This is a genomic window from Helicobacter sp. MIT 00-7814, assembly GCF_003364115.1.
Lineage (GTDB): Bacteria > Campylobacterota > Campylobacteria > Campylobacterales > Helicobacteraceae > Helicobacter_F.
On sequence record NZ_NXLL01000040.1, the window covers coordinates 1 to 11,212 of the forward strand.

13 protein-coding genes are annotated in these 11,212 nt (G+C 38.7%); 12 read left to right on the forward strand and 1 reads right to left on the reverse strand.

Annotated elements, in window-relative coordinates; all coding sequences use genetic code 11:
* The first annotated feature begins 234 nt into the window (after nt 1-234).
* From CQA49_RS10125 to CQA49_RS09215, 10 genes are all read left to right on the forward strand, one after another.
* Nucleotides 235-375 (forward strand): hypothetical protein, encoded by a 141-nt coding sequence (locus tag CQA49_RS10125; protein ID WP_181882659.1) that lies wholly within the window; start codon nt 235-237, stop codon nt 373-375.
* 11 nt (nt 376-386) lie between these two features.
* Nucleotides 387-1,964, forward strand: a complete 1,578-nt coding sequence (gene dnaG, locus CQA49_RS09180; protein WP_115575660.1) for a DNA primase — start codon at nt 387-389, stop codon at nt 1,962-1,964.
* A gap of 197 nt (nt 1,965-2,161) precedes the next feature.
* Nucleotides 2,162-2,731 carry a Coiled-coil domain-containing protein gene (locus CQA49_RS09185; RefSeq protein ID WP_115575661.1) on the forward strand — a complete coding sequence of 190 codons (570 nt, stop codon included), beginning with the start codon at nt 2,162-2,164 and terminating at the stop codon, nt 2,729-2,731.
* Entirely contained in the window at nt 2,728-2,886 is a 159-nt protein-coding gene (locus tag CQA49_RS10130; RefSeq protein WP_181882660.1) for a hypothetical protein, read from the forward strand. Before CQA49_RS09185 ends, CQA49_RS10130 begins: the two co-directional genes overlap by 4 nt.
* Before the next feature lie 81 nt (nt 2,887-2,967).
* Nucleotides 2,968-3,339 carry a hypothetical protein gene (locus CQA49_RS09190; RefSeq protein ID WP_115575662.1) on the forward strand — a complete coding sequence of 124 codons (372 nt, stop codon included), beginning with the start codon at nt 2,968-2,970 and terminating at the stop codon, nt 3,337-3,339.
* A gap of 16 nt (nt 3,340-3,355) precedes the next feature.
* The gene (locus tag CQA49_RS09195) at nt 3,356-4,534 is read left to right on the forward strand and encodes a DUF4043 family protein (RefSeq protein WP_115575663.1); all 1,179 of its coding nucleotides are present in this window, start codon (nt 3,356-3,358) and stop codon (nt 4,532-4,534) included.
* A 326-nt stretch (nt 4,535-4,860) separates the two neighbouring features.
* Nucleotides 4,861-5,787 (forward strand): hypothetical protein, encoded by a 927-nt coding sequence (locus CQA49_RS09200; protein ID WP_115575664.1) that lies wholly within the window; start codon nt 4,861-4,863, stop codon nt 5,785-5,787.
* A gap of 28 nt (nt 5,788-5,815) precedes the next feature.
* Complete coding sequence (locus tag CQA49_RS09205) at nt 5,816-6,979, forward strand: hypothetical protein (RefSeq protein WP_115575665.1); 1,164 nt, start codon at nt 5,816-5,818, stop codon at nt 6,977-6,979.
* Complete coding sequence (locus tag CQA49_RS09210) at nt 6,979-7,584, forward strand: hypothetical protein (RefSeq protein ID WP_115575666.1); 606 nt, start codon at nt 6,979-6,981, stop codon at nt 7,582-7,584. Before CQA49_RS09205 ends, CQA49_RS09210 begins: the two co-directional genes overlap by 1 nt.
* Before the next feature lie 241 nt (nt 7,585-7,825).
* The gene (locus CQA49_RS09215; RefSeq protein WP_258864290.1) at nt 7,826-9,499 is read left to right on the forward strand and encodes a terminase large subunit domain-containing protein; all 1,674 of its coding nucleotides are present in this window, start codon (nt 7,826-7,828) and stop codon (nt 9,497-9,499) included.
* A gap of 5 nt (nt 9,500-9,504) precedes the next feature.
* Here the strand turns inward: CQA49_RS09215 and CQA49_RS09220 are convergent, their stop codons facing one another.
* A complete protein-coding gene (locus CQA49_RS09220) occupies nt 9,505-9,708 on the reverse strand; it encodes a hypothetical protein (RefSeq protein WP_115575667.1) in 204 nt (67 codons plus the stop codon).
* 134 nt (nt 9,709-9,842) lie between these two features.
* On the opposite strand from CQA49_RS09220, the gene CQA49_RS09225 reads away from it, so the two are divergent.
* Nucleotides 9,843-10,403: a glycoside hydrolase family 108 protein gene (locus CQA49_RS09225; protein WP_147288683.1), complete on the forward strand. Its 561-nt coding sequence runs from the start codon at nt 9,843-9,845 to the stop codon at nt 10,401-10,403.
* A gap of 321 nt (nt 10,404-10,724) precedes the next feature.
* Nucleotides 10,725-11,210 (forward strand): hypothetical protein, encoded by a 486-nt coding sequence (locus CQA49_RS09230; protein WP_115575669.1) that lies wholly within the window; start codon nt 10,725-10,727, stop codon nt 11,208-11,210.
* Nucleotides 11,211-11,212 lie beyond the last annotated feature (2 nt).

The following is an 11,212-nucleotide window of genomic DNA, read 5'->3' on the forward strand; positions in this document are numbered from 1 at the left end:
AAAATTCGGCTTTTTGGCTCTTTTTGCGGATTCTTTACAAAATTTTCGCTCACGCACGCCAAAGTGCGCTCCGCTCAAATTTTGCTCGAAAACCACAAAACAAGCCAAAGCGCAGTTTCTTTAGAAAAATAGCTCAAAAATCCTAGAATTTTTTAAAGAAATGCGCTTGCGTGTTTGGGAATTTTTCAAAGTGGCACGCGATGCGTTGCAACAAAATCGCAAAGGAGATGAAAAATGAGCTACCAAAAAGCTAAACGCAGGGATTTTGGAATAAAAATCGGAGTTTTCAAGCGCGAAAACAAGGAGCTACCTTTGTCGGTAGTGACGCAGTTTGAGCGCGTAGAATCTTCGATTTTTAGCCAAAAGCACAAGTGAAAGGAGTATAAATGGATTTAGAACAATTTAAATCTCAAATAGACATTGTAGAAGTTATCCAAAGTTTCATTCCACTGCGTAAGGTTGGCACGAACTACCAAGCCCCTTGCCCTTTTCATAATGAAAAGTCTCCAAGCTTTGTAGTAAGCCCAAGTAAGCAGATTTTTACCTGCTTTGGTTGCGGGAAAAGTGGCGATGCAATCACATTTTTAAAAGAATACAAGAATCTTGATTTTAAAGATGCGCTTGCTGAAATCGCCTCAATGTTTAATATTCCCTTGCCACACAAAGAAAGCAAAGCGCACAACCAACGAAAAGATATTTATCAAGTGTATGCAAAAATCCAAAAGAGCTTACAAGAGGATTTGTTAGCAAATCAAAAGCTTAAAGGCTATGTGCTAAAGCGTTTGGGGAGTTTAGAAGCGATTGAAAAATTTGGGCTGGGGTATTTTGGGCAGAATTCACGCAAAGTGATTAACGAGCTGGATTTTAAAGAGCGAGAATTATTAAAAGAAGTGGGATTTTTAAATGAAAACAATCGATGTGCGTTTTTTGAGCGCCTTAGCTTTGCGCTATTTAACCCTGCCTATAAAATCATAGGTTTTGCAGGGCGCACCCAACCATTTTTCAATTTTAAAAATTCCCCAAAATACCTTAATTCTAAGCAATCTTTTGTGTTTAATAAAAGTCAATTCCTCTATAATTTCCACCTCGCACAAAAAGCCATCAAGCAAAGCAAACAAATAATTGTATGTGAAGGCTATATGGATTCTATTGCGTTGCAAATTTTAGGGAAACATAATTGCGTTGCAACCTGTGGCACAGCGTTTAATACCCAGCATTTAGCCCAAATTTTCAAGCTTGAGCTTGAGTGTCAAATTCTCTTTTTCTTTGACAATGATAACGCAGGGCTTGAGGCGACAAAACGCGCGCTTGAAGTGTGCTTTTCGCAAGGTTATTTTAATGTTGGCGTGATTAGAATCCTAGACAAACACAAAGATGCTGGCGAAATCTTGCAAGAAAATCTTTTGCAAAATACGCAAACCTTGCTACTCAAAGCCACTGATGGCTTTAGTTTTTACCTCAAACTTCTTTTTAACGAGCAAATTTCAAGCGCACAAAAAGGCAGAAATTTAGAGATTTTAAAAGCCCTTATTAACGCACAAAAAAACCCATTTTTAAAACAAGAGCTATCCCAAAAAGTTGCCACCACGCTAAATATTAACCTCAAATTTCACACACCGCTTTTGCAAGAAAATCCAAACAATACCCTTGAAGCGTCATTTTATAAATCTGTGCTTGAAAATGAATATATTGAGGCTTTGAGCGTGGAATATTTGCAAGGGCGCGAATTAGGAATCTATGAAAAATCATGGCGTGAATATATCAAATCAAAAACACGCGATAGGATCGCAAATGAACTCTTTATTGATGAAAGCATTAGAACTTTTGATATTCCAAGTGCGCGTAAAGCAATGAAGGGCTTGATTTTTAATGATGCCAGAAAGCAAAAAGAGATTTTGCTAGCAAAAAAAGATTATTTAGGATTAATCGCGCTCAATAATTATCTCACGCAATTAACAAGCTAGCGTAAAGCGGCTTCCAAAACTTACGCTAGCAGGAGAATGTGGAGCAAAAATCCCTAGCTTTTAGCGGAATTAAAACCTAGGGAATGAAACTCTACATAAAAACCTATTTTCATAAAAGGCTTAAAAAAATGTTGAGCCTTTTAATTTTTTGGCAAATTTAGAACAATTCTCCATATTTTATTAAATAAGGAGAACCTATGCCAGAAGAAAACATTGCACCAAATCCACAAGATGCTCAACCCATAAGCAAGCAAGAAGAGTTAAGCGCACTTGAGAATGAAATTTCCCAAGCTGAAAGTATGCTAGAGCAAAACGCTGCAAATGCTATCGCTGAACAAATCACGCCAGAACTTGAAGAACTCTTTTTTGAGGATAAAGTTGGCTTTGTAAAAAAAATCTTTGAAATGCAAAATAAATTTTTGCAAGACACCATCGCGCCAAAAGTGCAACGCGCAAATGAATTGAAAGGTGAAATCACCCAAGAAGCGCAGTTTGCTGAAATTGAAAGCGCTAAAGAGGCGTTTTTACAAAAGCACCCAGAAGTAGATTTTGAAAGCCTTATGAGCTTTTACCAAGAGGATCTAAGCCCAAGACAAATGGAAAGTATCTCAAATCTTCCACCTGTCGAATTTTTTGAGGAGCTTTACAAACTCTACAGCGCACAAAATGGCACGCCAGCAGGCAATAACGCACCTACGCAATTAGTAGGTGTGAGTGGCGATGCAGAAGTAGGTGGAAATGAAAATCTACCAATGGAGCGCATATGACACCACCAAAAACTAACCAACAAAAAAAACCGCAAACTTCTGAGGAAAAGAAAAAAGCTTTCGCGCAGGGAATGAAAGAAAAAGGTGAAAATAATGCAGTTGCAAAAATCGCCTCACTTTTTTCAAGCAAACCACTTCCTACAGAAAAATGGTAGGGGGGGGGCTAAAAATGATAACCCTTTTTTTAGCCTGTAATTTTTTCAAAAATTACGCCACAAAATTACAAAGGAGACACAATGAGACAACGCGTTAAGAATGTATGCTATTTGGCTACAAGTGTGATTGAGACAGGAGGGGAAAAGCGTGATATTCCAATTTGCGCACTTCCAGCAGGCGCAGAAGTGATGGAAGTAAGTGTAGAAGTGCTTGAGGATACAACAGGGGGCAATTCTCAATGTGTTATTGGCACAGAAGAGAATAATGCGTTGTTTTTAAATCTTGTAGATATAAACAGCACAGCTAATCGCCACACTTCAAGCGTGAAATACACCACGCCAAAGCCACTCGCCATAAATATTAATCTAACAGCAAACAAAGCCACAACCGCTGGAAAAATCAAAGTCCGCGTCCTATATTTCGTGCCTAGCGAAATTATGGTGGAATATTAAATCAAAAGGAGAGAAAATGTTAGAAGAACTCAACAAAGTAGATATTTTAGGCTGGAAAGACAATCCCAACATAAGCGTAGAAATCAGCAGAATCATCGAAAAGGCTTCGTGGCAAAAAAGCCCTTTTGAGCCATTTTTAGGACAAGGTGTAGATAGAGGTATCCGCTCATACAATGTCAAAAACAATCAACCCTATCGCCCAAGATTAAAAACGCAACTTGCAGGCGATGGTGTCGTTGGGAATGCGGATTTTAATACAAACTATGACAATTTGGAGATTTTGAGCCAAACAATCTATCCAAAAATCATAGGAAATGCTATGAGATCAGACATCAAGCAATACAGCGATATGCAAACCATTGACTTTGCAAAGCATGCTGTAGATTCCTTGACAGATTGGATAAGAAACAAGCGTGATAAAAACTTTGTAACCGCGCTAAGCAACGACTTTACAAATGTCGTGGTGTGCGATGCTACAAATGGATTTAAAGATACTACTGCTGAACCAAGCGTGGAATCTGCTACCAAAAAGATTGCCAAAGGCGATGTGTGCAATGTCAAAGCCTTGCGTCAAGCTATTTTTATGGCGCGCAGTGGTATCAACTACAAAGGCAAGGAAGCATTCCCCATTAAACCTATCCGCTCTGAAACCATTACAGAAGGCGGCATAAGTTATCAGCATCATAGCTATATTATTTTGCTTGATACTTATGCGATTAACCAACTCAAAAACGACCCTGAATGGATTGAAATGCAGAAGTTTGCAGGCATTAGAGGAGATGAAAACCGCATTTTTAGCGGTATCGTAGGTTTGATTGATGGTTGTCCTGTGCTTGATATGGGCGTTTGGAGTAGCGGGCAAGTAGGATTTTTAAATTCTGAAGTTTCAGATTCTGAATTTTACGCAAATATCAATAAGCAAAACCACACAACGCTCACACCACCAAGCTATTACGCAGGAGGGCAAGCAGTTTGTATTGGTGCGCTTATTGGTGCAAGTGCGCTTGTGATGGCTGGAAGCAATTCTGTAAATTTCTACATTGATGAAGCCCAAGATGCAGGCAGAAAAATGGTGTGTGGTTGCGATAGGCTTTTGGCAATTGCTAAGGGAAGATTTGAAAGCGCAGATGGAAGTTTAAGTCCATATTCAAATACAGACTTTGCAACAATTGGAATCTTTAGCTCCAAAGAATAAAATTCGGCTTTTTGGCTCTTTTTGCGGATTCTTTACAAAATTTTCGCTCACGCACGCCAAAGTGCGCTCCGCTCAAATTTTGCTCGAAAACCACAAAAATAGCTCAAAAATCCTAGAATTTTAAAGTGGTGCGCGGATTTTATTTTGTCATTGCACAGGAGACACAAAATGACTAAGCGCAGGGATTTTGGAATAAAAATCGGAGTTTTCAAGCGCGAAAACAAGGACTACCTTTAGCGGTAGTGACGAAGTTTGAGCGCGCAGAATCTTTGATTTTTAGCCAAAAGCACAAGCTTCCGATAAAGTGATACAATTAAAGGAATTCTATGCTATACAATGATCAAAAAATAGCCCAACTCACTCAATTAAGTAACGAGTTAAGCACACTTTTAAACGAGGCAAAAGCAAAACTTGAGCCTTCACAAATTTCAAGTGCGCTTAATTCGCAATTTAATACCCTAAGCCAAAACCTAAAACAAAATTTGCAAAGCCAAAAAGATTCTGCATTTGCAGAGTTAAAAAAACTGCTTGAAGCGCAAATCACGCAGGCTCAAACAAATTTGCAAAGTCAAAATACCCAGCAAATTACGCAATCTCTAACTACACAAAATATTACACAACTGCTTACAAATGCCAAGCAAGATGAAATCACCCAAAGTGTCACAAATGCCTTGCAAGCTAAAATTAGCCAAAAAATAAATGAACTTATCACTTCAGAATTTAATCAAAACATCGCTACTTCACAAGAATTGCAAGATCGCTTAAATCAAGCAATCTCGCAAACCCAAAGCCTCACAAAAGAAGTGCTTAATCAATCTTGCGAAGAAATTATCAATGAGTTTTTAGACAATAATTTTGAGTTTTTGCCTTTTGAAAAAATCGCTTCACAAATTGCAGAATCTGAAAGCTTTTTGCGCTCGCTTTTAGGGGTTTTAAGCGTGGTTTTGGAGAAAAAAGCCACACAACCTAGCTTTATGAGTATCTATGAAAATGCTGCGCTCAATGCGTATGAAAAAACGCTCAATTCTCACAAAGTGCTTTTTGTGCGCGTGAAAAATGCGCTCAATACTTCAGCACTTTGTTTGCAGCAAGAACTTAGCCATATCGCAAGCTGTATTGAACATCTTAAAAACAAGAATTTTGAAACTTTAGGATTAGAGTTTGAGCTAGAACTTCAAAAATTACGCGCCCAAGAGCTCAAAAAACTTCAGAATCCTCAAGCGATTAAAGAAAAAACCTATATGGTGGTATAAAATCTCACCAACCAAAAAAAGGTAATGTATGAACACACAACAAACACAATCTCATCAACCAAAAAAGGTAATGTCTGCTCGCGGAGCTGGAGACAAAGCGGAATTTACTTCCGCGAAGGCAAAAGCGGAGCGGAGCTTTGGCGTTAGCCAAAGTGATAGTCCAAAGGAATGGGCGAAGCGGAATTTACTTCCGCAAGACGATACAATTAATGGAATAGGTTTAGAAAATTTTTACACGCCAAATAACGCACAAAATAAAGACCCCGAGATCAAACGCCAACAACAAGTTATGCGCTTTGGCAAAAACACAACCAAAGAAGAATTCCGCGCACAAAATGACGCCCTCAAGTCAGCCCCACCGCCAATCCCAAGCCAAACACAGGAGGAAAGCACCGAATTTGTGCCAGCACAAAGTGCCCCGCTCAATCTTCCCCAAGATATTGAAGGCAATTATTACCGCCCAACAGGTTACAAATACCTTGATGATAGAATCAAAAATAGAAAAGTAAGTATGTATGATGGCTATTTAGCAAATAAGTATTTAGGCTTAAATCTAAGCGGACATTTAAATATCGATATGAATGCCAATGTCAATCTCAAAGGCGATGTCAAGCAGCGATCCCTTGCAGGCACTTATAAACAAGCCTATGAGCTTGCAAAAGCTGGCACAAGTGCTTCTCAAGTATCCGAACTTGTCGAATATAGCGATGGCTGGAATGGTGCTTTTCAAAGATTTTTGCTCAATAACTTTGGTGTTGATTTAAATGAACAAAAAATGCGCCTTAACACCGCCATTACTGCAGCTGAAAATGATGCTGCGCAAGTGTATAAAATAGGACAAGGAAGCAAAGATGCGCGCAGTGACGCCACAAAAGCTGTAGGCACAAATGGCAACGACTGGAAAGCCTATTATTTCCGCAATGCTCAATTTTTACATGACACTGCAAATAAAACCGAGGAAAATGCCAAAATAATGGCTTTGCAAGGAGATACCTCAAGCGCGCAAGTGTATCTTAAGTGGGCACAAGAAACAAGGAAGCTTGCGGATTTGCAAGTAAATCTTTCCCGCAAAGGAAAGAAAATAAGCAAATCAAAAGAATGGCATGAAATCAATAATAGACGCAACCAATTACAATCTTTGCTTAATAAGCCCCTAGATTCTCAAAACCCTCAAACCCAAGAGGAAAGCTAATGCAAGCGCGTGAGATTTTAACTTTGATTCGCGCGATTTTACGCGATGAAAAGGCAGGGAATTATCGCTTTGAGGATTCTTTACTTTTAAGTGCGTTGGAGCGTGAGCAAAATACGCTAATGAGCGAATTTGAGCAACCAATACGCTATTTTTGCAAACAAATCACCCCAAAAGATAATTTTTTAGAATTACCAAGCACTTGTCTAAAAGTGTGTGCGTGCTTTTTGGATAATAAAGAAATTGCGCGCCAAAGCCTTAAAAATCGCCTTAAAAACACCACTTGTAATCTTAGTCTTGTGCCTTTAAGCCTGCAAGTGTATCAAGTTTTACCAACATATCGTGCAAATGGGATATGTGAGCTTTATTACATTAGCGCGCAGGGGAATTTGAGTGCAGATTCTACACTCTTTTTAGATGATATTTTTTCGCTTAGTTTAGTGCAGGGTTGCGTGATACAGCTTTTGAGTATTGAAACACACGCACCAAATTTGCAAAAAATCCAACTTTTTAAGCAACTTCTCAAAGAGGAAAAAGATAAATTGCGCGCAATGGTGAGTAGAGCGAGCGAGCCAAGCATTATCCCAACACCCTATAAGCTGGTATGAAAAATTCGGCTTATACACAATCTTTGCGGGAGCTTGAAATTTCTCCACTGCGACGCACGCCAAGTGCGCCTCATTCCGAAATTTCTGCACAACCCACAAACCTTGTGCATAATCCTAGAATTTTTTTTTAGTGGAGCGCATCATTACAAGCAACGCAAAGCTTAAATCCCTTCGCTTGCGCGTTGGTTTATTTAACTTAGAATTTTCAAAGTGGCATAAGCCCACCAAAAAAAGGTAATGTATGAACACACAACAAAGTATAAAATCCTATCAATTACAAAACACGATTATGAGCGCGCAACGAAGTGAAGCGGAGGCGAAGCGGAATTTACTTCCGCAAGGCGATACAATTAATGGAATAAAAAAAGAATGTGCCTTGCGTGAGCTTGCAAGGCGGGATTTATATCAGTTTTTACGCCTAAAGTGGGCGCGATATAATTGTGCGCCATTTTTGGATAATTGGCATTTTGAATACATTGCTAAAGTGCTAGAATCCACACTCCCGTCTGAAATTTTAGATAAAAATCCTCGCCCACCACTTACTAGGCTAATGATTAATATGCCCCCAAGCTATGGAAAAACTGAAGTAATCGCGCGCACTTTTATCGCGTGGGCGTTAGGACATGATAGATCGCGTAAGTTTATTTATATAAGCTATTCTGATGATTTATGCCGAAAAATCAATAATCAAGTAAGGGATTTAATCAAAAGCCCATTTTGGGCGCAAATTTTTGGAGCTAAACCACAATTTTTGCAGGACAATTCTAATGAATTTGTTTTCAAAGAAGGTGGAGGATTATTTGTAACCACGCTTAAAAGTGCTATTACAGGATTCCACGCGCATCAAATTTTAATTGATGATCCAATCAAAGTGAGCGAAATGAGCTCAAAATCTGCACGCGATTTGGTAAATACCAATTTTAAAGAAAGTGTGCTATCGCGCTTGCAAGATAATAAAAGCAATATTACGATTTTAATGCAGCGTTTAGGCGATGAGGATTTATGCGGATTTTTGCTAAATGAGCGCAACTTCAAGCCTGAAGTTATTAAACAATGGATTCAAATCAATCTCCAAGCTCTCAATAAAAATGCACTCACTTATAAAATCGGCGATTATACACACTTCCGCCCCAAAAATACCGCACTTTTCCCACTGCGTCATAATGAAAAAGAGTTAGAATTACTCAAACTTCAAATGGGCGAAGATGAGTTTAGCACGCAATATTTACAAGAACCACAAGCACGCGAAGCAGGGTTTTTTGAAGCAGTGTATTTTAAAAGTGTGCCAAGCTATGAAGTTGGCGTAACAAATGACTATATTTTTATTGATAATGCTACTTCATTAAATGCAGATTCTGATAATCGCGCTATTTGCTGCGTAGGAGTGGAGCGCGTAGGAAATCTTGCACGCTTTATCTTAAAGGATTGTTTTTTTGGAATTTGGAGCGAGGAGCAGACGCTAAGCTATATTATTGAAGCAATGCAAAAATACCCAAAAGCTAAAGTATATATAGAATCTGATGCGGGTGGCGAAATGCTTTTTAGACTTTTGCAAAAAGAAGTGGTGTGCGTAAATGAAAATCTTAAAAAAAATTATAAAACGATTTTAACAAACCAAATAACTGCATATCCTGCAAATCGCAAGATTCCAAAGGTTGAAAAAATTAAAGCTATGCGTTGCTATTACAACACTGGAAATTTAGTATTTTTACACAATGCAAGCGGTATAAATCAAATAAAAAAAGAGCTTTTAAGCTTTAATCCTGCAAAACCTTTTAGAAAAGATGATTGTATTGACGCGCTTAGCTCTTGCATTGCTCACCCAGATGTGCGCCCACCAAGTGCGCCAAGCACGCCTTTGCGTAAGCCACAAAGAAATGTTTTTTATGCAAATAAAAGAGCGTGGAATATATGAAAATATTATCCTGCGGAATCTTTTTTTTGCTTTTTTTCTAAATTCCACGCGTCACGCGCCGCTTTTCTATCCGCCCAATACATCGCATCACGCTTGTAAAATCGCTCTTGTAGCTTTTTGGGAAGTGGCTTTTTGGGAAGCTTTGCAGATTCTTTTTTACACTTTTCAAACGACAAGCCCAAATTCTTTAAAAACTCTTTTATCGTCATTCTCTATCCATTCTATCTCTATAAAACCTTAATCTTACAGAATATTTTTTAACAAATCAAAGCATTTTTTGAGACTTTTTTTGAACTTTGCTTTGCGTAAAAATCCGCCAAAAATCATTCAAGGAGAAAAGATTATGGCAGATTTTAAGATAGCAAAAGCAAAAACACTTAAATGGGAAGGTGGCTATTGTAATGTAGAAGGTGATAAAGGCGGGGAGACAATCTTTGGTATTGCGCGCAATATGCACCCAGATTTGAAGCTTTGGAATATAGTAGATGATTACAAAAAAACAGTAGCACCTTTTGATAAAAGCAAGTATGCAGAATTAGAGAAGCTTTGCTTAGGCAATGTGCAGTTTGTAGAGCAGATGGAAAACTTCTATAAAAAAGAGTTTTGGGACAAAATCAAGGGCGATGAGATACAAAGCCAAGATAGCGCGAATGCGATTTTTGACTTTGCGGTAAATAGTGGCGTTACACGCGCGACAAAATACGCGCAATCAACGCTTAGCGTTTATAGTGATGGTGTCTTTGGCGCGCAAACACTAGAAAAGCTCAACAGCGTTGGCGTGGCGTTTTGTAATCATTACTGCGATAATCGCGCAAGCTTTTTTAAAGAAATCGCCCAAAAGGGAGAAAATGCGAAATTCCTAAAAGGGTGGCTAAGGCGCGTCAATGATTTTTATGTGAAATGAAAATTCGGCTTTTTGGCTCTTTTTGCGGATTCTTCGCAAAATTCTCGCTCACGCACGCCAAGTGCGCTCCGCTCAAATTTTGCTCGAAAACCACAAAACAAGCCAAAGCGCAGTTTCTTTAGAAAAATAGCTCAAAAATCCTAGAATTTTTTAGTGGCACACTCCAAAAAAGGTAGTGAGCTAAAAAATTCTAGCATTGTGCGCCTAGTTTGCTTAATGGTCGTGTCTGCTCGCGAAGCGGAAGCTACCTAAAGCGGTAGTGACGCAGTTTGAGCGCGCAGAATCTTCGATTTTTAGCCAAAAGCACAAGTGGGGGAACGTATGAAAGAAAACATTCTAGGCATTATCTTTGCAATTATTTGTATTTTCTTTTTTTACTCAATCAATAAGAGTATGGACTACCTTTTTAAACTTCAAGCCGAACAAAAAGACATAATGCTAAGCGATAGAGCCACGATTAAAGCAGTCGCTAAGCAACTTGCAATTAAAGAGCAAGCACAGCTTGAAAGTCTAAAGCTAGAAAAGAATCTTGAGGTATTTGGGGATATATCTTGCGGAAAATGCCATAACTCTAGCGAGCTAGCCTTGCCACTGCGTAATATTGAGCTAAATGAAGCCATTAAAATCGTGCGCTTTGGGAATGAGCGAAGTATCGCGGGTGGAATGCCACAATATAAGAGTATTAATAATGGTAAAGACGCGTGGATTAGTGATAGTGGATTAAAAGGACGCTTAGAAGCTCTTTATACAAAAGAATTCCTAAGCACAGCGTTGGATAGGAATTATCGCATTATAGGAGTGCAATAATG

Bases quoted from the DNA above. Each gene is read 5' to 3' on its own strand.
- CQA49_RS10125 (WP_181882659.1), top strand. From the start codon at position 235: ATGAGCTACCAAAAAGCTAAACGCAGGGATTTTGGAATAAAAATCGGA.
- dnaG (WP_115575660.1), top strand. From the start codon at position 387: ATGGATTTAGAACAATTTAAATCTCAAATAGACATTGTAGAAGTTATC.
- CQA49_RS09185 (WP_115575661.1), top strand. From the start codon at position 2,162: ATGCCAGAAGAAAACATTGCACCAAATCCACAAGATGCTCAACCCATA.
- CQA49_RS10130 (WP_181882660.1), top strand. From the start codon at position 2,728: ATGACACCACCAAAAACTAACCAACAAAAAAAACCGCAAACTTCTGAG.
- CQA49_RS09190 (WP_115575662.1), top strand. From the start codon at position 2,968: ATGAGACAACGCGTTAAGAATGTATGCTATTTGGCTACAAGTGTGATT.
- CQA49_RS09195 (WP_115575663.1), top strand. From the start codon at position 3,356: ATGTTAGAAGAACTCAACAAAGTAGATATTTTAGGCTGGAAAGACAAT.
- CQA49_RS09200 (WP_115575664.1), top strand. From the start codon at position 4,861: ATGCTATACAATGATCAAAAAATAGCCCAACTCACTCAATTAAGTAAC.
- CQA49_RS09205 (WP_115575665.1), top strand. From the start codon at position 5,816: ATGAACACACAACAAACACAATCTCATCAACCAAAAAAGGTAATGTCT.
- CQA49_RS09210 (WP_115575666.1), top strand. From the start codon at position 6,979: ATGCAAGCGCGTGAGATTTTAACTTTGATTCGCGCGATTTTACGCGAT.
- CQA49_RS09215 (WP_258864290.1), top strand. From the start codon at position 7,826: ATGAACACACAACAAAGTATAAAATCCTATCAATTACAAAACACGATT.
- CQA49_RS09220 (WP_115575667.1), bottom strand. From the start codon at position 9,708: ATGACGATAAAAGAGTTTTTAAAGAATTTGGGCTTGTCGTTTGAAAAG.
- CQA49_RS09225 (WP_147288683.1), top strand. From the start codon at position 9,843: ATGGCAGATTTTAAGATAGCAAAAGCAAAAACACTTAAATGGGAAGGT.
- CQA49_RS09230 (WP_115575669.1), top strand. From the start codon at position 10,725: ATGAAAGAAAACATTCTAGGCATTATCTTTGCAATTATTTGTATTTTC.